The sequence below is a fragment of the Clostridioides sp. ES-S-0190-01 genome (assembly GCF_020658275.1).
GTDB lineage: Bacteria > Bacillota > Clostridia > Peptostreptococcales > Peptostreptococcaceae > Clostridioides.
The window spans coordinates 19,281-43,932 of the sequence record NZ_JACVWA010000045.1 but is presented as its reverse complement, the minus strand read 5'-3'; the positions used below and the strand labels follow the sequence as shown (position 1 = coordinate 43,932).

Genomic DNA, 24,652 nt, shown 5'->3' with positions numbered 1-24,652 from the left:
TATCACAATATATTGTTAGGTACAAGGAAAAATAGATTAAAATGCATTAATATAATTTAAATTAGGTAAAAATGTTGATTTCAAATATATAAATTTATTTTGTTTAAAAAAAATTTTTAGACAAATAATAAATTTATAAATGAACATACTAATTTAAAAGTAGAGGATGATATATATTGGAAGTAACTAAAATAATCATTAAATATTTTACAAGTGAAAGTGATACTTTCATAAAAGAGGAAGTAGATAATTTTGAAGAACTTTTAAGATGTTCTAAAAAGTTTATTGAGGGTAAAAAAATAGAAGAAGATGTTTTATATATAAAATCTAAAGAAAACTACAAAGTAAATGTAGTTAAGTTTATAGAAGTTAAAGAGTTGGAGATAGTAAGAAAACAGCAAATACCCCCATACATGTAATAATAGAATTACTATAAAATGGAATGCATGGAAATAATTTATTGTAAAAAAAAAATTACAAAGCTTATATTTGGGTATAACTGTATTAATTAGACATTAATTAGGAGGAACTTAAATATGATAAGAGTATGCCCAAACTGTTCAAATGTGGATGTAAATAAGCTAAAAACTTTAGTTGGAGAAGAAAATGTGAAGACTGGTTGTATAGGTCAATGTAGAGCATTTAAAAAAGAAGCTGTAGGAATAATAGATAATGAGCTTGAAATAAGAGAAACAGAGGAAGAATTTTTTGAAGCATGTAAGAAATAAACTATACATGTAAGAAAAAACTACAGTAGAAAATAAATTATATAAAAGAGAGCATATAAATTGAGTAAGTATTTAGCAATTTATTTGCTCTCTTTTTATGTACATATTTAATTATGAGTATACTTTTTTATTAAATACAAATAAATATAACTAAATTAAATTTATTTATTAAAAAAATATTGATTAAATATACCTATAGGGGGTATAATAAATACTATAGATTTCCAAATAAAGAATTTATCAATATTACATATCAAAATAAAATATACAAATTAATTGAAAATATATTGAAAGAGAGGAAGAGTTTATTATGAGTTCAAATAAAATAGTAGAAAATTATAAAATAACAGGTATGACATGTGCAGCTTGTGCAAAGGCAGTAGAAAGAGTAACTAAGAAATTAGATGGAGTATATGACCAAAGCGTAAACATAGCTACTGAAAAACTTAAGATAGAATATGACAATTCTAAAGTTAGCTTTGATGACATAAAGCAGGTTGTAGAAAAAGCTGGATATGGAATTATAAAGGAAGAAAGTAATAAAAAAATTGATATGAAAATTGATGGAATGACATGTGCAGCCTGTGCAAAAGCTGTAGAGAGAGTAGTAAAAAAATTGGATGGAGTAGAAAGTATTAGTGTAAATATTGCAACTGATAAAGCTAATATAGACTATAATCCATCAAAAGTAAAATTATCTCAGATAAAAGCAGCTATAGAAAAAGCTGGTTATAAACCAATAGAAGAAGTAAAAAATAAAGTTGATGTAGATGAAGATAAATTAAGAAAAGAAAAAGAAATGAATACTTTATTTATTAAATTCATAGTTGCAATAGTATTTGCAGTACCTTTGTTTTATATAGCAATGGGTCCTATGATAATAAAACCTATAGGACCATGGCCTTTACCAGAAATTCTAAATCCTATGACAAATACTTTAAATTATGCATTAGTTCAATTGATTTTAGTAATCCCAGTTATGATAGCTGGATATAAATTTTATATAAATGGGTTTAAAGCACTTTTTTCTTTAAGTCCTAATATGGATTCTTTGGTTGCAATTGGTACCTTGGCAGCATTTTTATATAGTCTATATACAACAGTACAAATAGCAAATGGACAAATTCAGGGTATGCACCATCATCAGTTGTATTATGAAAGTGCAGGAATAATAATAGCACTTATATTACTTGGTAAATATTTAGAATCAAAATCAAAAGGAAAAACATCAGAAGCAATTAAAAAACTTATGGGGCTACAACCTAAAACTGCAATAGTAATAGTTGATGGTAAAGAAATAGAGACTCCTATAGAAGAAGTTGGAATAGGAGATATAATACTAGTAAAACCAGGGACTAAAATACCAGTAGATGGAGTTGTAATAGAGGGATATACATCAGTTGATGAATCTATGCTTACAGGTGAAAGTATACCAGTAGAAAAAAATATTGGAAGTAAAGTTACAGGAGCTAGTATAAATAAAAATGGTGTTATTAAATTTAAAGCTGAAAAAATTGGTGGAGATACAGCTCTTGCTCAAATAATAAAATTAGTTGAAGATGCACAGGGTACAAAAGCACCCATTGCTAAACTTGCTGATACTGTTTCTGGATATTTTGTACCAATAGTAATTGCAATAGCTATAGTATCATCATTATTGTGGTTTTTAGTGGGTGGAAAAGATATAGTATTTGTACTTACTATATTCATATCAATACTTGTAATTGCTTGCCCTTGTGCATTAGGATTGGCTACACCAACTGCTATAATGGTTGGAACTGGAAAAGGTGCAGAAAATGGAATACTGATAAAAGGTGGGGAAGCACTAGAATCTGCTCACAAAGTAAATACAGTAATATTTGATAAAACAGGTACAATAACAGAAGGAAAACCAAAAGTAACAGATATTGTATTAAATAATGTGAAAGAAGAATACCTAATTAAGATTGCTTCAAGTGCAGAGAAAGGTTCAGAACATCCTCTAGGAGAAGCAATAGTTAGATATGGAGAAGAGAAAAATATACAGATTGAAAAAGTTGATAACTTTAAAGCTATACCAGGTGCTGGTATACAAGTTGCTATAAATAATGAAAATATATTACTTGGAAATAGAAAGCTTATGAACGACAATAATATTAACCTTAAAGATTTAGAGGAAAAATCTAATATACTAGCAAGTCAAGGTAAGACACCTATGTATATTGCTGTAGATGGAAATTTATCAGGAATAATTGCAGTTGCAGATGTGGTTAAAGAAAGTAGTAAAAAAGCAATAGATATTCTTCATGATATGGGAATAAAAGTTGCAATGGTAACTGGAGATAATGTTAAGACTGCAAATGCTATAGCAAGTCAAGTAGGTATAGATATGGTATTAGCAGAGGTTTTACCAGAAGATAAATCAAAAGAAGTTGAAAAATTACAAAATCAAGGTAAGTTTGTTGCAATGGTAGGAGATGGAATAAATGATGCACCAGCTCTTGCAAAAGCTGATATAGGAATAGCAATAGGAAGTGGAACAGATGTAGCAATTGAGTCTGCAGATATAGTGCTTATGAAGAGTGATTTAATGGATGTTCCAACTGCGATTAAACTTAGTAATGAAACTATAAAAAACATAAAGCAAAACTTATTTTGGGCATTTGGATATAATACAATTGGTATACCTGTAGCAGCAGGATTATTGTATATATTTGGAGGACCTCTTTTAAATCCAATGATTGCAGCAGCAGCCATGAGTTTAAGTTCAGTTTCGGTAGTTTCAAATGCGCTTAGACTTAAAAATTTCAAAGCATATAAAAAAAATTAGAATAATAAATTAAGTAAAAATGTATTTAAAAGAGCTATCTTTAATTAAAAGGATTAATTTACAAATTAAGATAGTTCTTTTTTCATGTAAAATTCACAACAATGAGATAAAATATAAGTAATATAAGAAATTTTAAAATAGAAAGGATTGATAGGATGAACTCGTCAATACTTGTAATCGAAGACGATTCAAACATACAAGAATTAATATCAGAGTTTTTAAGTGCAGAAGGCTATCAGGTTGAGTCAGCAAATGATGGATTAGAAGGTATACAAAAATTTAAGCAAGGAAGTTATGACTTGGTAATATTAGATATAATGATGCCAAACTTAGATGGTTATGGAGTTTGTAAAATGATAAGAAAATCATCAAGTGTTCCAATTATATTTTTGACTGCTTTAAACGATGAAGGAGATCAACTTAAGGGATTTGACTTAGAATGCGATGATTATATAACAAAACCATTTTCATTTAATCTTCTCATTAAAAGAGTAGAAGCTATCTTGAGAAGAAGCAACAAAACGATAAATGATAAGTTTATAGTTTTTGAAAAATTAAAGTTAGATTTAAACACATATATTGCTGAAATAGATGGAGAGCCTATAGAACTTACATTAAAAGAATTTAATATATTGAAAGCTTTGATAGAAAAATATCCACAGGTTATAACTAGGGAAGGTCTTTTAGATAGTATATGGGGTTATGATTATTATGGAGATACTAGAATTGTTGATGCACATATAAAAAATATAAGAAAAAAAATATCATTACCATATATTAAAACTGTAAAAGGAATAGGATATACACTTGAGAAGGATATTTGATAAGTGGGAAAAATTAAGTATAAAGTATAAATTATTTTCCATAACAACATCATTATTAATAGCATTAGCTTTAATAATATACCTAATTTTATATTTTTTATTGCCATCATATTATCATGAGTATAAAATTGAGTCTCTTCAAGAAAGCTTAAAATCTCTAGTAGATAGTTCAATTCACTTTGATACATATACTTTAGAAGAAAGACTCTATTATATGGCTAAAGACCAAAACCTTGCTATTTTACTAAAAGACAACCAAGGAAAAATTGTATATGGTAAAAATGAAGTAGTTATTTTAAGATATAGTAAGTATATGATTAATAGTATTGAAGATGAGTATAGAACATCTATACCTATATATACAAAAGACTCAAAAGACGGGCCATATAGTTTAGAACTTGTTATGCCATTACAGCCAATTGACGAAGCAAATGAAGTCATAAGAAAGTTAATGCCATACATTATATCAATAGCGATATTAATAGCAATTATTGGAGCATATATATATTCAATCGTAATAACAAAGCCTCTTATAAATATAATAGAGAGTGAAAGAGAACAGGAATATAGAAGAAAGGATTTTGTTGCAACGATATCACATGAATTAAAAACTCCAATAACCATAATAAGTGGTCAAATTGAAGGAATGATTTATAGTGTAGGTAAGTATAAAGATAGGGATACTTACTTGAAAAAATCATATGAATGTACACAAGAGCTAAAAGATTTAGTAAATGAGATGATAGAGGTTTCAAAATCAGAAATACTAGAAAAAGATTTAAAATTAGTATCAATAAATATAAGTGAACTTTTAAATAGACTGGTAAAAAGACAAGTATTTTTAATAGAAGAAAAACATATGAAAACTATTCTAAAAATAGAAGAAAACCTAGAAATTAAGGCAGACCAAGAGAGAATAACTAAAGCAATTAATAATATAATAAATAATGCTATAAAATATTCTCCTGAAGGCTCAGACCTTATAATTAGACTTTATGATAAAAACAATCGAATAAACAAAAAAACTTCTAATCAAAGAGTTATTTTAGAAATTGAAAATACTGGTGTAACTATAGAGAAACGTTACTTAGAAGAGATATTTAATCCATTTTATAGAATAGAAAAATCTCGTTCAAGAAAAACTGGAGGAAGTGGTCTTGGTCTTTATATAGTCAGTCAAATTTTTAAAACTCATGGGTTTGAATACAGTATAAAAAATAAGGAAAACTCTGTAGTATTTACGGTTGAATTTAAAAATTAGCTTTAAAACATATATAGAGTATCTTTTCATAAGTTGGAAAATGTCAGCATAGCCTGTATTTACGAGTTTTGATAAGGATGGTAGTAGAAAATTAGCAAAATCAAGGCTTTGCAGACAGCAGGCAGACAGTGTGATTATATAAAACTGAATATTATGATAGAAAAAGGACGCATTTTTGAAATCTGCGTCCTTTTTCTATTGGATTTTGCTTATCCTTGAAAAGTCAGCAGGAAGTAAAGAACATCATTGAATGGGCTTCATTGATGGCTTTTGATTAAATGGGTTTTAGAGCCGTGTTACAGTCATTTTTAGATACCGAAGATACAAGGCATCTTACTTAGAGGATGGGCAAAATCTAGCGCTGGATAAGGTAGATTTTGGTTATCTCATTGAGCATTTATACAGGCAGACTGGAACTGAATATGAGTTATTCCCTGCTGAAGAAGAAATTTGAGAGGGATTTTTTGGATAAATTGCAAGGTTAATGCAAGGTTCTAGCAAGATTAATGTAAGATTAGAGTGTTATAATGGGAATCAGAATAGGGGGAATGTATATGAACAAATACATAATTGAAACGAAAAATCTTACAAAACAGTATGGTTCGCAAAAAAGTGTTGCTGACCTGAACATCCATGTACAGAAAGGGAGAATTTACGGTCTGCTTGGTAGAAACGGAGCAGGAAAAACTACCACAATGAAAATGTTGCTTGGATTAACACAGCCTACTTCTGGTGAAGTGAAGATTTTTGGAAAATGCTTAAAAGACAATGAAAAAAAATTGCTGCCACGCATAGGAAGTCTGATTGAATCGCCTGGTTTTTATCCGAATCTGACTGCTACGGAAAATCTGTGTATTTTTGCTACTTTACGTGGAATTCAAAACCGGAACGCTATCAAAAATGCTTTGGATTTAGTAGGTCTTCCCTATAAAGACAAAAAGCTGTTTTCTCAATATTCTCTGGGAATGAAACAAAGACTAGCGATTGCCCTTGCTATTATGCACGAGCCAGAATTATTGATTTTGGATGAACCAATTAACGGTCTTGACCCTATTGGAATTGCAGAAATACGCTCATTTATCCATGACCTATGTAAAAAAAGAGGAAAGACCATTTTAATCTCCAGTCACATTTTATCAGAGATAGCTCTGCTGGCTGATGATATAGGAATTATCGACCACGGAGTATTATTGGAAGAAGAAAGTCTATCTGAACTGGAACAGAAAAGCAACAAACATATTCATTTTACGATTTCTGATACAGCACAAGCAGGAAGAGTTTTGGAACACATATTCCATGAGCAGCACTTTACAATTCAAGATGACCACAATTTAAGACTGCATAATCTTGATTTATCTGTTGGAAAAATTGTAACTTCGTTTGTAGAGAATGGATTAGAGGTTTTTGAAGCACATACTTGCGAAGAGACCCTTGAAGACTACTTCAAACGAGTAACCAGAGGTGAGGTAATTGCTTAAACTTATAAAATGTGAATTTTGGAAGTTAAAACGCAAAAAGTTATTATACGCACTTTTGTCATTATCATTATTCTTTCCCTTAATTTTAACATATATGGCAAAATCCAGAACAAACACAGATATGACAGAACATTATCTTCAAACAAGATTTGATTATGTCTATACAATGATGTTAGGTTATGGATTGGTTTTTTTACTGCCTTGTTTAATTGGTATTATTGCAGCTATTCTTTTCTTTATAGAAAGAGACTGTAATACTTCAAAAAATATCAGGACAATACCTATTGCAAATACGCAACTTATCATGGCAAAAATCTATATGTTATTTATTTTTGGAATTGCTTTTTGCCTAATAAATACCTTATCAGTTGCATTGTTTTCCAGTTTGTTTCATGCAGGAATGGTTTATGGTATGTCCTATAAGTTAATGATGAGTTTAGTTTTTGCTGTGCTTATTGTAGCGGCTTCTTTACCGATTGTTTTTCTGATTATTTATTTTAACAAAACATTTTTATTGTCCATCTTGCTTGCATTTTTCTATTCTATTTTCAACTGGGGAATATTGGGGACTGTGGGAACCTCCATAAGTGCTTCTAAAATCACTTTTTTAAATTTCTTTCCAGTTATATGTGTTATGAACTGGGCGAGCGGTTCCATGATGAATAATCTGCAAAAAGATAATCTTTTACCAGAAGCATACGATATTGTACCAACCACTAGCCATACAGTTTTACTCATGGTGATTACTGTTACTATCTCCTTATGGCTGATAGTTCGATTCTACAAAAAATGGACGAGGTAATATATATGGAAAATATAGTAAAAGTTGAATTTTTGAAATTAAAACGATATTCTGTAATAAAGGCTGGAATTATTATGACAACACTTTCTCCACTACTGTCATTATTTTATTCAACAGCTAGTGGTGGACAATCATGGACATTTGAATATTTCATGCAACAGGTTATGACTAGTAATTGTACCCTTTTTTTCCCGATTATTATTACATTGATTGCTGGATATATCATAACACGGGAATATACAGACGATACCATAAAAAGCCTATTAACAATTCCTATTCCTTACAAACAACTACTTTCCAGCAAATTACTTATACTACTACTCTTAACAATTTATTTCAGTTTTATAGGATGTGTTATAGCGTTAGTAATCAATATAATTGCTGGATTTCCATGAGTAGGTTTTGGCAATATCATTAATATGTTTATTCATATTATCGGAGCAAACATTTTTGTATACATTGCTGTTTTACCCATTATCTTACTTTTCTGTTGTTCAGTAAATAACTTTTTGGGTGGTGTTGCACTTGCTTTTGTATATGGATATTTTGGAACTTTTGAAGGAACATTATTAAATTATTATCCGATTAAAGCAAGTATGATTTTAATGGATTCTAATTGTAGTGCGGAGTATGGATATACTTATCGTATTTTTCCTGCTTTAATTGTACGGCTGTTCATTTTATTGATTTCTGGAATTATCCTTGCTGGCAAAAAGAAAGAAACTAGTGTATTAACGATTACTAAAAAGAAAAAAACAGCAAGAAAAAAGGGATGGTAATAATTTAAAAATAAGCCAACAGAAGATTATTCTTCTATCAGTTTATATTGGATAATTTCGTAAATTAAATACTGATCTGCAATACAATATCTTTACATATATAGTATTTTCTACATTAAAAAGTAGAAGTTTCAATAATAGTTCATTGTAAAATCATAAAAAATTCATACTAAAAATGTATTATGTAAATAGAAATAAAAAATTTTAAACCATAAAATAACACCAAGCTATAATGATGATATAACCTAATATCCTCCAATTAAATCATCATTATAGTAATTCCCAACAATTAAATGCAATGAATTTAAGAAATAACATCGAGCATAGAGTATATATGCTTGATGTTATTTTTATTTTAAAACGAAAAATAGGTAATCTTTATTAAAAGTTATATATTCAGATAGTCTTAAATTACATTTAATAACTTAAAAATTATACTTGATAGAGCAAATAAATATATACATTTTGGGAAAAATAACTGTAGGAAGTATTATATTTACAGAGGAGGTAGTTTTGATGGATAGACTTAAAAGAGATATGAAAAACATGAAAGAAGATTTAAAAGAAGGTGCTAAAAAGACAGCTTATGTAATGAAAAATACTGCTGAAGACTTAAAAGATGACGCTCAAGGTGCTATGGTAAACCTAGAAATGAAGAAAGATGAAATGATGGAAAGATATGAGCAAAAGAAATTTGCAAAAGATTTAGAAAAGCAAATGAAAGATGAAATGAAATAAAGTTTTGTCTATAGATTTAGGTACTATTGTCAATAATAGTTCTTAGATAAGAAATACTATAAAAGGTTTTACAGAAGAAATAGGCTTTCTAAAAATAACTGTATTATATTTAGAAAGTCTATTTCAAGTATGTTGTATTTAAATCATATCAATTTTAAAATTTTAAATATTAAATTTGATTATTGCTGTAATCATATAGAATTAAGGCTTTTAAGGATATTTACAAAATAATGGTTTATCTCTTTAATCTATTTGAAAAATATATCATTAAGTTTATAAAACATTCACATTAAATTCTGATAAAGTATTTACTATGTCAGGAGTAGGTGATTTTTCTGTAATTATAGAACTAATGTCTTCTAAATGAGCAAATTTAAAGTTTCCATCAAATTTAAATTTTTTATCTTCCATAACTATAAATACTTTTTTACTTGAATTTATTATAGCTTTTTTTGTAAGTCCATCTTCAATTTCAAATGTTGTAAGAGAAGAATTAAATACATCTATACCACAACTGCCCATAAAAGTTTTATCAAATTTATATCTTGATATAAAGTCTATTGTCGGAGTACCAACAAATCCATCTAAGCTAAGATTTAATAAACCACCAGTAGAAATTACATTTAAATTATTGGGCTTTGAAGTAACTACATTTAGTATATCTAGCATATTTGTGACTAATGTTACTTTCTTATTGCTTTCAGCTAACAGTTTAGCCAACAATATATTGATTGTAGATATATCTAAAAATATAGTTTCTCTATCTGAAATTAGATTAAATGCTTTTTCTGCTATTATTTTTTTTGTTGGTATATTAATTTCTTTTCTATCTTTTGTATCTTGGTTTTCAAGGGTTTCTCTGACTAGTACAGCTCCACCATAAATTCTTCGTATTGAAGAAATTTTTTCTATATTTTTTAAATCTTTTCTTATACAATCTTCAGTAACATTAAATTTTGAACTGAGTTCTTTTACAGTAACTCTTCCTTCTTTTTTTAGGATATTTAATATAGCTTGAATCCTTTCTTCCGCAAACATCTTTTACCTCTTTTCCTGAATATAGTATTATAGTAAATATTATAAGATAAAAGATAAAATATCAACTATTTTAATATGGAATACAACATTAATTTAATATAAAAAGTATATTATTCTTAATAGTTTATTTAAAACTTAATAAATAAAGAAATTATAAAAATATACAACAAAATCAAACAATAAAAAAACATAAAAAACAATAATAAAAAAGTTGAAAATAATACCAAACCAATATATAATAAGAATAAATAAAATAAAAAAATAAAGTTTAAAGGGGGATATTTTAATGCAACTAATCTTAGATACAGGTAACATAGAGGAAATTAAAGAGCTAAGTACTTATTTACCAGTTGATGGTGTAACAACAAATCCAAGTATTATTTCAAAGGAAAAAAAGAATTTTAAGCAACTTATAAGTGAGATTGGTGAAATTATAGGTGAAGATATGCCTATACATGCTCAAGTATTAAGTACAAAGTATGAAGATATATTAGATGAAGCATTATATATAAGTAGTTTGAGAGAAAACATATATGTGAAAATACCTGTAACACAAGATGGTTTAAGAGCTATAAAAGACCTTCATAAAAAAGGAATAAAAATAACTGCCACTGCAATATTTACTGCTCATCAGGGATTTTTAGCTGCAAAAGCTGGAGCAAATTATGTTGCACCTTATGTAAACAGACTTGATAATATATCTGGGGATGGTGTATCTGTGGTTTCAGAGCTTATAAAAATAATAGATACTTATAATATGGATACAAAGGTACTTGCTGCTAGTTTTAAAAATGCACAACAGGTTATAGAATTAATGAAGTGTGGAGTACACAGTGTTACAGTGCCATATGATATTTGTAAATCCATGATGAATCATCCATTGACAGATTGGAGTGTTGATAAGTTTATAGAAGATTGGGAAAATACTTTTGGAAAAGGTAGCAAAACAAATAACATTTAATTTTAGAATAAAAAATTAGTTTTTATGCAATTTTATAAATAGATTTTTATAAAAAAGATGAAAATATGAATTAACTTAAGATAATAATGTTCTAAATTATTAAAAAGAAAATTCATATTTTCATCTTTGTTAAACTTCTAGACCTATAAATCTCCACCAAGGGAAGGTTATACAGATTATTATAAAATAGGTTAAAGGAATTAAAGTCAAACCATACTTAAAAATAACCTTACTATTATATAGATTCTCACCATGTCCAACCATTATTGTTGCATGATGAAAAGGCAATATGTATTGTATACTTACTACAATATAAACAAAAAGGCAAAGAACAATACTATTTTCTTTCAATATATGTAAACTTCCAAGTAATGGTATCACCACGGAGGATGTAGTGACAGCACTTCCAAGGCATATATTCAGTATTATTGTCAGGGTTATTAAAAATAATATTGAAATAGTTTTTGAAGAGTTTGGAATTAATTTTATTAAATAGTTTCCCATTATATCAACAACTCCAGAATACTTTAGTACTCCTCCAATTGAAAACGCTGCTACAAAAAAAATGAGAACTTTCCAATTTATTTCTTTTAAAGTATTGAAACCAATTATTCCTTTTAACAACAAAAGAAGTACACAAATAGACATTATAATTAGTGTATTTAAATTATGAATAAATTGAGTTAAGAACATAAAAAACATTATTCCTAAACATAAAAATACATGTTTTTGTTCATCACTTAATAAACAAAATTCTTTTTTTAGATTAGAATATGAAAATTGAAATTTATTAGAATTAAGATTATCATAAGAAGTAAATTTTATTAAAGATAATTCTTTTTTAAAAACAATTATAAATAAAAAATAAGTTATAAAACAAGTAATTATAGTTGGAACAGACATATAAAAAGCCCACTGCCCCCAGTTTATATTACAATTTCCAAGTTCTAGGACTACATAGTTTAAAAGAGTATCTCCATTTACAAAAAACATTGATGTAAATGTAGATGCTGTAAATATACTAAAGAGAAGTATAGATTTTGAATCATCAGCTAAGTGTTGTTCTTTAAAAAATTCTTTATAAAAAGCTGACACAAGAATGACTCTTGGAAATGGCTGTGGTATGAAAAATATTAATAATACACCTAAAATATATGATAAAAAAATCATTTTTTTAGGGGTATCTACAGTATTTAAAATTAATTTTTCAGAAATAATTTTTGCAACACCTGTATTTGCAACTGCATTAGTAATTATGTAAGCAAGGATTATTATATAAAAATTTTCTGTAAATAAAAATTGTAAAATGACTTTCAAAGGTGCAATATTAAAAATAAAAGCTAATATTACAAAGACTAGTGCAACTACAGTTTTTTCAACAGAGTCTACAGCCCATATTAAGATAGTTAAAAACGATAAGCATATAGAAAATTTTATATTGAAACTATAATTTAGAAAGAAGTAAAGAATTATAGTAACCATAATAGTCATGCAAAATTGTTTTGGTTTAAGAATAATATCCATTTTTTGTATCCACCTCCATAATTTATTATATCATAATGAAGGTGAATACATTTTATTAAAAGATTATTCATTAATTCTATGATTTACAATAGCTTTAGTTTTCCAATAACCTTTTTTATAATAGATGACTGTAACAATAAGACCTAAAGTCCAACCAAAAGGTATACCCATCCAAATTCCATCTGTTCCAAATAATCTAGAAAATAAATAAGAAGCAGGAATTCTTCCAAGCCATAAAGATACGACTGAACTCATCAAAGCAAACATAGAATCACCAGCACCTTTCATTGCACTTGAAAGTACAAAGGAAGTACCAATAAATAAGAAAAAAGGTCCTATTATAAATAAGTAAGAAGAACCAATTTTAATGACATCTTTGTCTGTATTAAATAGAGAAATTAAGTTTTCTCTAAATAATAAGATTAAGGCAACGACAACAATTGCTAGAATTAAAGCCATTTTTATAGATTCACGAATTCCTTTTCTAACCCTTTCATTTTCTCCAGCACCTATATTTTGAGCAACAAAAGTGGAAACAGCAGAACCAAGGTTCATGATAGGTAAGCTTATAAAGTTTTCTATTCTAAGACCAGCTCCAAAAGCTGCCATGGCAGATGTACCATAACCATTAACTAAAAATTGAAGAGCCATGTTGCCAATTGAAAATAACATCTGTTGAACTCCACTTGGAAGTCCTAATCTAAGACCATCTTTAAATATTTTATTGTCATATACAATTCCTTTAATCTTAAATTTAAGTACTTCATGTTTTTTATTTAAATATATTATGCTAATTATAAATGATACTGCTTGAGCCATTATAGTGGCAAGTGCAACACCTTCAACTCCCATTTTCAAGACAACAATAAAAGTTAAATCTAAAACTATATTTAAAATTGTGGCTATTATTAAAAAATAAAGTGGAGTTACTGAATCTCCAAGTCCTCTAAGTATTGCACTTACTGAATTATATCCAGCAGAAAATAAGATTCCACCAAATATTATAGTAAGATACAGTTTTGATTGATTAAAAACTGATTCTGGAGTATTCATAAGCTTAAGCATAGGACCTCCAAATACTATTCCAATAACACTTATCAATATAGAGCCAATAAATAAAAGTATATATGTAGTATCAATAGTAGCTTTTACTTTTTTTAAATCTCCTGAACCATAAAACTGTGAAATTAAAATAGAAAAACCAAGACTGACACCCATAAGCATTGCTACAAGCAAAAACATTATAGGGTTAGCACCTGAGACTGCTGCCATAGCTTCTTTACCAATAAATCTACCAACTATAATACTATCAGCAGTATTGTATAGTTGTTGAAATAAACTACCAATAAGCATAGGCATAGCAAAAAAGAATATAGATTTTCCCTCATGACCTGTAGTTAAATCTTTCACCCTTATTCCTCCAAATTTAAAAATTATTAATTATCAATTTGCTATAATAAATATAATATAATCTTAACATAAACTTTATATCTGTACTATAAATAAATTGTATTAAATAATCATATATTTTATAAAAATGTAAAGAATATAAGTATGACGTAGATATAGAAAATTAACATTTAATATAATCGAATATTAATACAAATTTATTCTAATATATACGCATATATTGACAAAATTAACTATATAAATTAAAATAATATTCGTAAAGAAAAATTCATGTTTTATATTGTATAACATATAATTTTGACAATACGGGTCATAAGTTTCTACCGGAATACCGTAAATATTCTGACTATGTATACTATTATTTAGTTAAATAAATATTTATTTAACTAAATTATGAAGGATACGACTCAGCTTATTAGTTACTGCGTCGTTTTTTTGTAAAATTTAATAGGAGGTGTTGTTATGCAAACAACAAACAGTAGTACCATGCAGAAACTTTTTCCAATTTTGACTAATAAAAATGTCGACATGAAGAAAGAAGTAATTGCTGGTGTAACTACTTTTTTAACTATGGCTTATATAATAGCTGTAAATCCAAACATTTTATCAGCAACAGGGATGCCAGCAGGTGCTCTTGTTACAGGGACATGTCTAGCAGCAGCATTTGGATGTATTTTAATGGGAATGGTTGCAAATCTTCCTTTTGCTTTAGCATCAGGTATGGGTCTTAATGCATTTTTTGCATACACAGTAGTCTTACAAATGGGGGTTCCTTGGGAAGTAGCTCTTACAGCGGTATTTGTAGAAGGTATCATTTTTATAATATTATCAGTAAGTGGAGTTCGTGAAGCTGTTGTAAATGCAATACCAAAGAATATGAAGCTTGCTGTTACAGGTGGTATAGGTATATTTATTGCACTTATAGGTTTAGTTAATTGTGGAATCGTAATTGGAGATCAAGCTACTCTTATAAAGATGGGGAAATTTACTCCAGCAGTAATAATAGCTTGCATAGGATTAATAATTGTAGCAGTATTAGATAAAAAAAGAGTTAAAGGTTCTATCCTTTTTGGAATAGTAGTAAGTTCATTACTTGCTTGGGGATTTGCATTTATGAATCCAGAATATGCACAAAAATTAGGTATATACTTACCTAGTGGAATATTCAAGTTTGAAAGTTTAGCACCGATAGCAGGTAAAATAGATTTAGGATATGTATTACATCCAACAAATATAGGTGGTTTCTTTGTAATAGTTTGTACATTCTTATTTGTTGATTTCTTTGATACAGTAGGTACATTAGTAGGGGTTTGCTCTAAAGCAAATATGCTAGATGAAAAAGGAAATGTTCCTAATGTAGGTAGAGCTTTGCTTACAGATGCAGTTGCAACTACAGTAGGTGCAGGGCTTGGAGTATCTACAGTTACAACTTATGTTGAGAGTTCAACAGGAGTTATTGCAGGTGGTAGAACTGGATGGACAGCAGTAACAGTTGGTGTTTTATTCTTAGTTGCAATGTTTTTCTCTCCTGTATTTATAGCAATTCCATCATGTGCTACAGCACCAGCTTTAATTTATGTTGGGTACTTGATGCTTGGTACAGTTAAAGATATTGAGTTTGACAATATAACTGAAGGTGTTCCAGCTTTCGTTACTATTGCTTGTATGGCATTAACTTATAGTATAGGTGATGGTTTAACTCTAGGTATATTAACTTATGTTTTTGTAAATGTATTTTACAACATATTTGGAGCTAAAAAGGCTGAAGATAAGAAACATGTTTCAGTAGTAATGATTGTTCTTGCTATATTATTTATAATAAAACTTTGGCTATTATAATAGATATTGTTTAAAAATTTAATTCAATAAAATAAAGAACTGTAATTTCTAATCTATTTTGAGAAGAAGTTACAGTTCTTATTTTTTTGTATTACTTAGATATATCTACTAATTTTCCCTTTTCTAAGGTTTTAGGCACAATTGTTATATTAAATTCTTTTTGCAATTCTTTTATAATATCTAATTCTTTTTTTGTTATTATTGAAATAGTATCTCCACTTCGGTTTCCTCTAGCAGTTCTACCACATCTATGCAGATATTCATTTTTACTATTTGGAAAATCTAAATTAAAAACATGGCTTATATCTACTATATCAAGTCCACGAGCAGATAAATCTGTTGTAACTAAAATTTTTGCTTTTCCAAGTTTAAATTTATTTATTGCATTTTTTCTATCCTCTTTTGGCATATTTCCAAATATTCCAATTGCTTTATAATTATGATAGTTTAATTTTGATACTATAACATCTATGTTTTTTTCATTGTTTACAAATACAATAGCTCTTTTTGGGTTTGTAGCAGCTAATGTTTTTCTAAGAAAATTAAATTTATCTCTTATTTCCCCTAACATATATGTATGATTTATATTAGGATTTATCTGTGACTTTTCTTTTGTTTTTATTAATTCAAATTCTTTCATAAATTTATCACAAATTTTTATAGTACTATCTGTAAGACTTGCAGAACAACCTATGATTTGTCTATCTCTTAATGTAGTTTTTATTATGTCTTCTACACAAGTTATGTTTTTACCATTCAACAAATTGTCCACTTCATCTAAAACGATAGTTTTTATGTTGTGTGATTTTAACTTCTTCTGCTTTATTAAGTCTAAAACTCTTCCACAAGTTCCTATTACTATATGTGGTTTTATAGCCTTTATATTTTTTATTTGTTTTTGTATATTAACTTCTCCAATTAAGGATAGTGAAGTCAAAGGAGTTTCTGAGTTTTTTGCTAATAATTCAATTTGATTTGTAATTTGCATTACTAATTCATGTGTTGGTGCAAGTATAAGAGCCTGAGTTTCTCTTTTTGATGTATCAATTCTTTCAAATATAGGTAAAACATATGCAAGTGTTTTTCCTGTTCCAGTTTGTGAGTTGATTAATAAATCTTTATTTTGCATTATATTTTCTATAACAAGTGACTGAACTTCTGTTGGAGAAGTTATGTCTTGTTTTTTAAGTCCATTTATTAGAGTAGAACTTATCTTTAATTGTTCAAATGTGTTCATCTTTTGCTCCTTCTATTAAAAACTTATATTATTGTAGTTAACTATTTCTTATTATACATTGTTTAGTCAAATCGAACTATACATTATTTTATAATTATGTGCAATTTAGAAGTAAATATAGATGTTTTTTGTATATTTATATTGAGTTCAGTATTTTTACAATTGTCTAATACTTAAATTTAAAAATTTAGCAAATTGTAGTTGCAATTGCTTAATACTTGTTATATATTATATATAACAAGTATTAAAACTATAATATATAACATGGAGGGAAATTATGTTAAAGATAAGTAATGTATCTAAATCATATAAAAATAAAAAGGTAGTAAATAATATTTCATTTGAGGTAAATGATGGAGAGATTTTTGGCTTTATAGGTCATAATGGTGCAGGAAAAACTACTACTATTAAAGCAATTGTTGGGATACATGATTTTGAGGGAGGAGAAATACTTATAAACTCTAAATTTATAAAAAAACAATCTGTTGAGTGCAAAAAGGAAATGGCGTATATTCCTGATAATCCAGATTTATATGAAGCTCTAACTGGAATACAATACCTTAATTTTATAGCAGATATATTTGAGGTAGATAAAAATGAAAGAGAGGAATTAATAAAATACTATTCAAATAAATTTGAAATTAATAGGGCATTAGGAGATTTAATATCTTCGTATTCACATGGAATGAAACAAAAACTAGCTATAATTTCAGCTTTAATCCATAATCCTAAAATTCTAATTCTTGATGAACCTTTTGTAGGTCTTGACCCAAAAGCTTCCTTTATATTAAAGGAAATAATGAAGGAGTTTTGTAAAAAAGGTGGTTGTATATTTTTCTCAACGCATGTATTAGAAGTTGCTGAAAAAATCTGTGATAAGATTGCCATAATAAAAGATGGAAATATAATTGCTTATGGAACTACTGAAGAAGTGAAAGGAAACAATTCTCTTGAAAATATTTTTATGGAATTAATAGAAAAATAAAATGCTATTTTTACAGAATATAATGTCTAAAGTGAGGTATGATAAATTATGAGTAATCTAAGTATATTAATAAAAACTAATATAATAAATGAGTTTAAATTGAATGCTTTAAAAAATATAGACAGCAAAGAAAAACAAAAAATAATAGGAATGATGTTTTCAATAGTTGTTGTAGTAGGGCTATTAATATTTTATGTAACAAGTTTAAGTCTTTCTCTAGTTGATATTTTAAAACAAATAAATCAAATGGAAATGTTGCTTGTGTTTGGCTTTGGATTATCAACAGTAATGGCAATTGTTACATCATTATATAAAACTTCATCATATCTATTTCAAGCGAAGGATTTAGAGTTATTAACTAGTTTGCCAATAAAAGAATCTACTATATTGGCTAGTAAAATATTAATGTTAGTTGGAACTAATTATTTGTTTTCTTCAGTGTGTATGATTATACCAGCAGTAGTTTATTTTTTTAATGCCAATGTAAGTATAACCTATTTTCCTTACTTAATATTATTATTTTTGGCTCTGCCATTACTACCAATAGTTGTTTCATCAATAATTTTCTTATTTATAGGACAGCTATCATCAAGGCTAAAATATAAAAATTTAGTGTTAATCATAGGTAATGTAATATTAATTTTGGCTTATACTGTACTTCTGTCAAAATTAAACTCTATATCAGTTGAGTTATTAAAAAATAGTGCATCTATTTCAGAAACAATTAATAAAATATATCCACCTATATACTATTTTGTTGATGCTCTTAAAACTGGAAGTATAGTTTCATTTTTAATGTTTATGGCAACATCATTAATACCATTCTTTATCTTTGTGACTCTGTTTGCAAAAGGATTTACAAAGATAAATGCTAGAATGGGTGAAAGTTATAAGACTAAAAACTATAAATTTAAAAGTCAAAAAATTTCAACACCCTCAAAGGCTCTATTGAAAAAAGAATTTAGAAGATATACTTCTTCATTTATTTACTTTTTGAATTCATCTATTGGTCTGTTATTTTTAATAGTGGCTACAATCGGTGTGTTGGCATTTGGAGCTGATAAAATAGGTGAGTTACTAAAAATGAATATAGATTTTAGTATTATAAAAATACAGTTATTAGGTGCGTTTCTATTTATAATAGTAATGAACTGCACAACATATTGTTCAATTTCTTTTGAAGGAAAGAATCTATGGATACTAAAGTCTTCTCCAATAGATGAAAGGGAGATATTTTGGTCAAAAATATTGATGAATTTTTTATTAAATGCACCATTATCTGTTTTATGTCTAATATTAGTGTCTATAAAACTAAACTTTGAAATTCAGTTCGTGATGGTAGCAAGTTGCTTGATTGTAACTATGTCAATGTTTGTAGCTTTAATGGGATTGTTATCAAATTTACTTTATCCAAACCTTGATTGGAAAAATGAAGTGGCGGTAGTAAAAAGAAGTGCAAGTATGATAGTTACAATATTAGTATCATTAATTTATATAGTTATACTTGGAGGCACATATATGTTATTGAAAGTTTCATTTCTAAATATATATTTGATTTTAGCAAGTGTGCTTACACTTATATTAGACTTTATGCTATGGAGAATTATTTCCACTAAAGGAGTAAAAATATTTAAAAATTTATAGATATATTTGTGTTAAAAATAGACTTATTTTTTAAAGTATTGCAAAGAATATGCTAAGTAGTATACTATTGTATAGTGATATGAAAAAATTTAGGAGAAAATAAATGAGAAAATTATCCAAAAAAGAGAAAGATTTTATTCAATATGGATTTCTGATATTTTTGATATGTATTACTACTTATTTAGTATCAACCACTTTAGATGTAAAACTAATACCTAAAATTATAAGTCTAGTAAATAAAACCTATATATTTCTTGGCATACTAATAATGTTAATATATATGATAATTGAATCTATTGTGACACATTTGATAATAAATGCAGTTCAAAAAACAAAAGTAAAATTTATAGGTATCAAAATGGCTACAATGGGATTTTATTATAATTTAGTTACTCCCTTTGCATCTGGGAGTCAGCCAATGCAAATATATGCACTTACAAAGTATGATGTTAGTCTCAGTAAATCTGTAGCCATAGTTACTAATAAGACAGTTGTATTTCAAAGTACAGTTACTATATTTTGTGGAATTTTAATTTTATTGAATAAGTCATTATTAATGGAACAAGTGCATTCAGTTAGAGTTTTAATCGCCGCTGGGATGACCATGAATGTAAGCATGCTATTAGGAGGACTCTTAATAGTATTTAGTCCTAAGCAAGTAAAAATGATAGCAGAGGTTTTGATTAATTTTTTATCTAAATTTAAAGCATTTAAATTTTTAGATTTAAAAAGAGATAGAATAAATCATTATATTGATGACTACAATTATTCTATAAAAATATTTATCAAAAATGTAAGGATTTTATTTTTAAGCATATTGCTTACTGCACTACAACTTATAGCATACTTTAGTATAGTTTATTGTGTGTATAAAGCTTCAAATTTAAAAGGAGTATCATATATACATATAATGACATTGCAAGTATTTTTATACATGGCAATATCACCAGTTCCAACACCAGGAAATGTTGGAGCAAATGAAGTTACATTTTTTACCATGTTCTCAAACATAATTCCAAAAGAATTATTGGGATATTCAGTGCTTTTGTATAGTGGATTTGTATATTATATGTTATTAATAATTTCAGGATTGTTTACATTCAGAACACATTATACATTGAATAACTGGAAACATGATAACAAAAGTAATTCTAGTTTAGGAGAAGTTATTGAAAAAGTTTAATTATTAGAAAATAAAAAGAAATATAAATTACTTAGTTTGTAAAATTTAATCGATAAAATTATTATTAGGGAAATTCTAAATATAAATATACTGCTAAAATAAGCTGTATTGTATTGAGATATTTCCCTTTTTTGATTAAAATTATAGAAATTTGAAATAATAAGTAATAAATACAAACTCTATATTATTTAGAAAAGGAGAAAATATGAAACAAAATAAAGAAAATGAAAAACAAATGAGTAATTCTAATATTAAAAAAAATAGTGATAATAAAATCGAAATTGCTGAAGAACTATATCCAAGTAAAAATATAGGTAGTATGCTTGGAGATAGAATAGATAAGAAAAAAATCAATCGTCCAAGTTAATGAAGTAGTTGAAAATGGTGTGTTTTAAAAAAATAATATAATGAGATGTTTTATTGTTAAATTTAAACTTATTTTAATGATAAAAAAAGTCGAAAATCGTCTAAAATGCACCTGTATGGGGGACAACGTTATTTTATAGATGCATAAAACTTGACAAAATCAACCTTTTCTTGGCAAGAAAAAAAAGATAAAATTATATGAGCGTTATTTAATTGTCAAAAATGAAGGTAAAGTTGCAAGTGATAAAAAATATGATTGATAACATTTATTTCTGTGCTATAATTGTATAGTAAAATGAATAAATGAATATGTTGTATACATGCATATTAGGAGGAGAGACTGACATGGAATCATCTATACATACAATTGCCAGCAATAATTTATTGATAATTTTTGCTATTGTGAGTATAACTGGAATAATTTGCAGCAAACTTAGCGAAATCGTAAAAGTTCCAGATGTTGTATTATTTTTACTTGTAGGTATTTTAATAGGACCATCATTTTTGAAATTTATAGATATTCGTGGATTCCAAATAGAGAATCAACTGATACTTACATTTGGTTCTGCATTTATATTATATTTAGGTGGAAAAGAAATAAGTTTAAAAGTTTTGAGAAATGTAAAGATATCTGTATTTTTACTAGCTACTGTAGGAGTAGTGATATCTGCTTTTATAATGCAACAAGTAATAGGATTTACTTTTGGAGTAAGTGCAATGACTGCTTTATTAGCAGGAACTATAATAGCATCAACAGACCCTGCTACTCTTGTACCTATATTTAATCAAGTAAAGATAAAGGATAGAGTAAAACAAACTGTAATAAGTGAATCAGCTTTTAATGATGCAACAGGAGCTATATTAACATCAGCAGTGTTAGCTGTAATTTTATCAAATAAGTTTTCTTTAAGTGCCAATATTTATGAATTAGGTACAATGGTTGTTGTAGGAATTGTAGTTGGTCTAATTACAGGAATACTGCTTTTGAAATTGGTTAATGATAAGCCATATGGTATATTTAAAGATTTTGCACCAATAATATCTGTTATTTCAGTTGTGGTTGCATATGAATTATCTACAAAATTAGGCGGAAGTGGATATATGTCTTGCTTTATTGTAGGTATAATAACTGGTAACAAGAAAAACTTTAAAATATGGTTAAGCCAAAAATCTTATGATGCAGATTTTTATGTTGCTGAGACTTTAGGAACTATTTGTCGTATGGCGATATTCATAATATTAGGTAGTCAAGTTAATTTGGCTCAGTTAGGTAAATATTTTGTACCATCTGTAATTGCAGTGCTAGTATTAATGTTTATAGCAAGACCAATTTGTGTCTTAGTATGTGCACTTGCAGACAGAGAAGCAAAATGGAGTAAAAATGAAATATTGTTCATGATGTGGGTAAGAGAAACTGGTGTAATCCCAGCTGCACTTTGTGGTATTATTTCAGCAATGAAAGTTCCTGGATATGAAGTAATTTCATCAGTAGTATTTATGTCTATATTAATTACATTAGTAATACAAGGAAGCACTACAAAATTGGTAGCTAAAAAACTTGGATTATTAGAAGAAGAAGTGATAAATATAAGCGAAAAGGTATCAACTTTTTAGTTTTTCACTTTAAAGGATACATAATAATGGCTATTTTAAGGTTATCTAGTGATAATTATTGAAGTAGCTATTTTTTATGTAAAAATGAATTTACATAATTTACATATTGCATATATTTATTATCAAAATTTGTTGAAGCTGTGATATAATTAGTTGTATTTAAAATAAGAATAGCGAATAAGGGAGGAAATTTATGTTTACGGTTATAGATATTGTACAACCAGATACAGTGGAAGAAGCGTACTCAATTTTAAATAAAAGAAAAACTAATCAAGTAATTGGTGGAAGTGCTTTTTTAAGAATGGGGAAAAAAAGAATAGGAACAGGAATAGAGTTATCTAACCTAAACCTAGATTATATAAAAGAAGATAAAGAGTATGTTGAAATTGGTTCTATGACTACTTTTAGAACATTGGAAACAAGTTCAATAATAAAAGATAATTTTGGTAAAATAATAGAAGATTCAGTTAAAGATATAATAGGAATTCAGTTTAGAAATGTAGTAACAGTTGGTGCAACAGTCTTTTCTAAATATGGGTTTTCTGATTTGATAGTGGCATTGCTTTCATTAGATACAGAAGTAGAGTTATATAAGGGTGGGAGAATTAGCCTTGAAGAGTTTTTAGATAGAGATTATGGGAAGGACTTATTGACTAAGGTGTATATAAAGAAGGAAAATAAAAAAGCCTCTTATAAGTCATTGAGAAATGCAAAAAGTGATTACCCTATTTTGAATGTGTCTGTTTCAAAAGATGGTAAGAAGTTTAAGTTATGTGTAGGAGCAAGACCTCAAAAAGCTATGATTGCAAAAAAAGCTAGTGAATTTTTATCTAATAATGAAATTAATAAAGCTAATATAGATAGGGCAATAGAAATAGCTTCAGAGGAATTAACATTTGGTTCTAATATGAGAGCATCTAAAGACTATAGAAAAGCTATGAGTAAAGTACTTTTAAAAAGAGCTATAATGGAGGTTATTTAATGTTAGTAAAGCTTAATATAAATGGAAAAATGAAAAATATTGATATAGAGCCAGAAGAATATTTGGTTGATACCTTAAGAAAAGTTGGCAATTTAAGTGTAAAAAGGGGTTGTGATACAGGTTGTTGTGGTCTCTGTACAGTTTTAATAGATAAGAAACCTACATTATCTTGTGCGACATTAACCTTGAGAGTTTTAAATAAAGAGATAACTACAATTGAAGGTTTAGAAAATGAAGTTAAAGAATTTAGTGAAGTTTTGGTAAAAGAAGGAGCTGAACAATGTGGTTTCTGCTCTCCTGGCTTTATACTTACTGTACTTGCAATGAAAGATGAGCTTAAGAACCCTACAGACGAAGAAATAAAACATTATTTAACAGGAAATTTATGTAGATGTACAGGATATATGGGACAGTTAAGAGCTATCAAAACTTATCTGGAGGTAAAGTAGA

At 27.5% G+C, this 24,652-nt stretch carries 23 protein-coding genes and 1 riboswitch; of the genes, 19 read left to right on the top strand and 4 right to left on the bottom strand.

The features are described from left to right. The first annotated feature begins 176 nt into the window (after positions 1-176). The 10 genes from IC214_RS18515 to IC214_RS18470 all read left to right on the top strand — a co-directional run bounded on the left by IC214_RS18515 (position 177) and on the right by IC214_RS18470 (position 9,419). A complete protein-coding gene (locus tag IC214_RS18515) occupies positions 177-419 on the top strand; it encodes a hypothetical protein (RefSeq protein WP_227434768.1) in 243 nt (80 codons plus the stop codon). Positions 420-536: 117 nt separating this feature from the next. Continuing rightward, entirely contained in the window at positions 537-728 is a 192-nt protein-coding gene (locus IC214_RS18510) for a DUF1450 domain-containing protein (protein ID WP_227434767.1), read from the top strand. 310 nt (positions 729-1,038) lie between these two features. After that, entirely contained in the window at positions 1,039-3,537 is a 2,499-nt protein-coding gene (locus tag IC214_RS18505) for a heavy metal translocating P-type ATPase (protein WP_227482561.1), read from the top strand. 155 nt (positions 3,538-3,692) lie between these two features. Then, entirely contained in the window at positions 3,693-4,361 is a 669-nt protein-coding gene (locus IC214_RS18500; RefSeq protein WP_227434765.1) for a response regulator transcription factor, read from the top strand. After that, positions 4,345-5,622, top strand: a complete 1,278-nt coding sequence (locus tag IC214_RS18495) for a sensor histidine kinase (RefSeq protein WP_227434764.1) — start codon at positions 4,345-4,347, stop codon at positions 5,620-5,622. Before IC214_RS18500 ends, IC214_RS18495 begins: the two co-directional genes overlap by 17 nt. Before the next feature lie 554 nt (positions 5,623-6,176). Next, positions 6,177-7,100 (top strand): ABC transporter ATP-binding protein, encoded by a 924-nt coding sequence (locus tag IC214_RS18490; RefSeq protein WP_227866879.1) that lies wholly within the window; start codon positions 6,177-6,179, stop codon positions 7,098-7,100. Next, positions 7,093-7,902 carry an ABC transporter permease gene (locus IC214_RS18485; RefSeq protein WP_227866878.1) on the top strand — a complete coding sequence of 270 codons (810 nt, stop codon included), beginning with the start codon at positions 7,093-7,095 and terminating at the stop codon, positions 7,900-7,902. Before IC214_RS18490 ends, IC214_RS18485 begins: the two co-directional genes overlap by 8 nt. Next, complete coding sequence (locus tag IC214_RS18480) at positions 7,890-8,297, top strand: ABC transporter permease (RefSeq protein WP_227866877.1); 408 nt, start codon at positions 7,890-7,892, stop codon at positions 8,295-8,297. Before IC214_RS18485 ends, IC214_RS18480 begins: the two co-directional genes overlap by 13 nt. Before the next feature lie 114 nt (positions 8,298-8,411). Beyond that, entirely contained in the window at positions 8,412-8,681 is a 270-nt protein-coding gene (locus IC214_RS18475; RefSeq protein ID WP_227866876.1) for a hypothetical protein, read from the top strand. Between the two features lie 516 nt (positions 8,682-9,197). Beyond that, positions 9,198-9,419, top strand: coding sequence for a hypothetical protein (locus IC214_RS18470; protein ID WP_227434761.1), 222 nt, complete (start codon positions 9,198-9,200; stop codon positions 9,417-9,419). Positions 9,420-9,692: 273 nt separating this feature from the next. On the opposite strand, the gene IC214_RS18465 is transcribed toward IC214_RS18470, so the two are convergent. Beyond that, positions 9,693-10,457, bottom strand: a complete 765-nt coding sequence (locus IC214_RS18465) for a DeoR/GlpR family DNA-binding transcription regulator (RefSeq protein ID WP_227434760.1) — start codon at positions 10,455-10,457, stop codon at positions 9,693-9,695. A gap of 286 nt (positions 10,458-10,743) precedes the next feature. On the opposite strand from IC214_RS18465, the gene fsa reads away from it, so the two are divergent. Continuing rightward, on the top strand, positions 10,744-11,418 hold the full coding sequence (gene fsa, locus IC214_RS18460) for a fructose-6-phosphate aldolase (RefSeq protein ID WP_227434759.1): 675 nt from the start codon (positions 10,744-10,746) through the stop codon (positions 11,416-11,418). A gap of 129 nt (positions 11,419-11,547) precedes the next feature. Here fsa and IC214_RS18455 read toward each other — a convergent pair whose 3' ends face one another. Next, positions 11,548-12,942 carry an SLC13 family permease gene (locus IC214_RS18455; protein WP_227866875.1) on the bottom strand — a complete coding sequence of 465 codons (1,395 nt, stop codon included), beginning with the start codon at positions 12,940-12,942 and terminating at the stop codon, positions 11,548-11,550. Between the two features lie 63 nt (positions 12,943-13,005). After that, positions 13,006-14,352, bottom strand: coding sequence for an MATE family efflux transporter (locus IC214_RS18450; protein WP_227434757.1), 1,347 nt, complete (start codon positions 14,350-14,352; stop codon positions 13,006-13,008). A gap of 266 nt (positions 14,353-14,618) precedes the next feature. Then, positions 14,619-14,721, top strand: a riboswitch (purine riboswitch). Between the two features lie 93 nt (positions 14,722-14,814). Between IC214_RS18450 and IC214_RS18445 the strand changes: the two genes are divergently transcribed. Continuing rightward, positions 14,815-16,191 carry an NCS2 family permease gene (locus tag IC214_RS18445; RefSeq protein ID WP_227434756.1) on the top strand — a complete coding sequence of 459 codons (1,377 nt, stop codon included), beginning with the start codon at positions 14,815-14,817 and terminating at the stop codon, positions 16,189-16,191. Positions 16,192-16,282: 91 nt separating this feature from the next. Here the strand turns inward: IC214_RS18445 and IC214_RS18440 are convergent, their stop codons facing one another. Continuing rightward, positions 16,283-17,428: a DEAD/DEAH box helicase gene (locus IC214_RS18440; RefSeq protein WP_227434755.1), complete on the bottom strand. Its 1,146-nt coding sequence runs from the start codon at positions 17,426-17,428 to the stop codon at positions 16,283-16,285. Positions 17,429-17,705: 277 nt separating this feature from the next. Here IC214_RS18440 and IC214_RS18435 point away from each other — a divergent pair, with 277 nt between their 5' ends. The 7 genes from IC214_RS18435 to IC214_RS18405 all read left to right on the top strand — a co-directional run bounded on the left by IC214_RS18435 (position 17,706) and on the right by IC214_RS18405 (position 24,651). Beyond that, complete coding sequence (locus IC214_RS18435) at positions 17,706-18,413, top strand: ABC transporter ATP-binding protein (RefSeq protein ID WP_227866874.1); 708 nt, start codon at positions 17,706-17,708, stop codon at positions 18,411-18,413. Between the two features lie 48 nt (positions 18,414-18,461). Further along, complete coding sequence (locus IC214_RS18430; protein ID WP_227823995.1) at positions 18,462-20,057, top strand: putative ABC transporter permease subunit; 1,596 nt, start codon at positions 18,462-18,464, stop codon at positions 20,055-20,057. Positions 20,058-20,160: 103 nt separating this feature from the next. After that, the gene (locus tag IC214_RS18425; RefSeq protein WP_227434752.1) at positions 20,161-21,240 is read left to right on the top strand and encodes a lysylphosphatidylglycerol synthase transmembrane domain-containing protein; all 1,080 of its coding nucleotides are present in this window, start codon (positions 20,161-20,163) and stop codon (positions 21,238-21,240) included. A 205-nt stretch (positions 21,241-21,445) separates the two neighbouring features. After that, complete coding sequence (locus IC214_RS18420; RefSeq protein ID WP_227482569.1) at positions 21,446-21,607, top strand: DNA polymerase III; 162 nt, start codon at positions 21,446-21,448, stop codon at positions 21,605-21,607. A gap of 344 nt (positions 21,608-21,951) precedes the next feature. After that, entirely contained in the window at positions 21,952-23,220 is a 1,269-nt protein-coding gene (locus IC214_RS18415; RefSeq protein WP_227434750.1) for a cation:proton antiporter, read from the top strand. 193 nt (positions 23,221-23,413) lie between these two features. Then, positions 23,414-24,202, top strand: a complete 789-nt coding sequence (locus tag IC214_RS18410) for an FAD binding domain-containing protein (RefSeq protein WP_227434749.1) — start codon at positions 23,414-23,416, stop codon at positions 24,200-24,202. Then, the gene (locus IC214_RS18405) at positions 24,202-24,651 is read left to right on the top strand and encodes a (2Fe-2S)-binding protein (RefSeq protein WP_227434748.1); all 450 of its coding nucleotides are present in this window, start codon (positions 24,202-24,204) and stop codon (positions 24,649-24,651) included. Before IC214_RS18410 ends, IC214_RS18405 begins: the two co-directional genes overlap by 1 nt. Position 24,652 lies beyond the last annotated feature (1 nt).

Excerpts from the sequence above, each read along its gene's own strand:
- IC214_RS18490 (WP_227866879.1), top strand. The coding sequence starts at position 6,177 with ATGAACAAATACATAATTGAAACGAAAAATCTTACAAAACAGTATGGT.
- IC214_RS18445 (WP_227434756.1), top strand. The coding sequence starts at position 14,815 with ATGCAAACAACAAACAGTAGTACCATGCAGAAACTTTTTCCAATTTTG.
- IC214_RS18480 (WP_227866877.1), top strand. The coding sequence starts at position 7,890 with ATGGACGAGGTAATATATATGGAAAATATAGTAAAAGTTGAATTTTTG.
- IC214_RS18420 (WP_227482569.1), top strand. The coding sequence starts at position 21,446 with ATGAAACAAAATAAAGAAAATGAAAAACAAATGAGTAATTCTAATATT.
- IC214_RS18430 (WP_227823995.1), top strand. The coding sequence starts at position 18,462 with ATGAGTAATCTAAGTATATTAATAAAAACTAATATAATAAATGAGTTT.
- IC214_RS18470 (WP_227434761.1), top strand. The coding sequence starts at position 9,198 with ATGGATAGACTTAAAAGAGATATGAAAAACATGAAAGAAGATTTAAAA.
- IC214_RS18465 (WP_227434760.1), bottom strand. The coding sequence starts at position 10,457 with ATGTTTGCGGAAGAAAGGATTCAAGCTATATTAAATATCCTAAAAAAA.
- fsa (WP_227434759.1), top strand. The coding sequence starts at position 10,744 with ATGCAACTAATCTTAGATACAGGTAACATAGAGGAAATTAAAGAGCTA.
- IC214_RS18500 (WP_227434765.1), top strand. The coding sequence starts at position 3,693 with ATGAACTCGTCAATACTTGTAATCGAAGACGATTCAAACATACAAGAA.
- IC214_RS18425 (WP_227434752.1), top strand. The coding sequence starts at position 20,161 with ATGAGAAAATTATCCAAAAAAGAGAAAGATTTTATTCAATATGGATTT.
- IC214_RS18440 (WP_227434755.1), bottom strand. The coding sequence starts at position 17,428 with ATGAACACATTTGAACAATTAAAGATAAGTTCTACTCTAATAAATGGA.
- IC214_RS18405 (WP_227434748.1), top strand. The coding sequence starts at position 24,202 with ATGTTAGTAAAGCTTAATATAAATGGAAAAATGAAAAATATTGATATA.
- IC214_RS18435 (WP_227866874.1), top strand. The coding sequence starts at position 17,706 with ATGTTAAAGATAAGTAATGTATCTAAATCATATAAAAATAAAAAGGTA.
- IC214_RS18410 (WP_227434749.1), top strand. The coding sequence starts at position 23,414 with ATGTTTACGGTTATAGATATTGTACAACCAGATACAGTGGAAGAAGCG.
- IC214_RS18455 (WP_227866875.1), bottom strand. The coding sequence starts at position 12,942 with ATGGATATTATTCTTAAACCAAAACAATTTTGCATGACTATTATGGTT.
- IC214_RS18510 (WP_227434767.1), top strand. The coding sequence starts at position 537 with ATGATAAGAGTATGCCCAAACTGTTCAAATGTGGATGTAAATAAGCTA.
- IC214_RS18415 (WP_227434750.1), top strand. The coding sequence starts at position 21,952 with ATGGAATCATCTATACATACAATTGCCAGCAATAATTTATTGATAATT.
- IC214_RS18505 (WP_227482561.1), top strand. The coding sequence starts at position 1,039 with ATGAGTTCAAATAAAATAGTAGAAAATTATAAAATAACAGGTATGACA.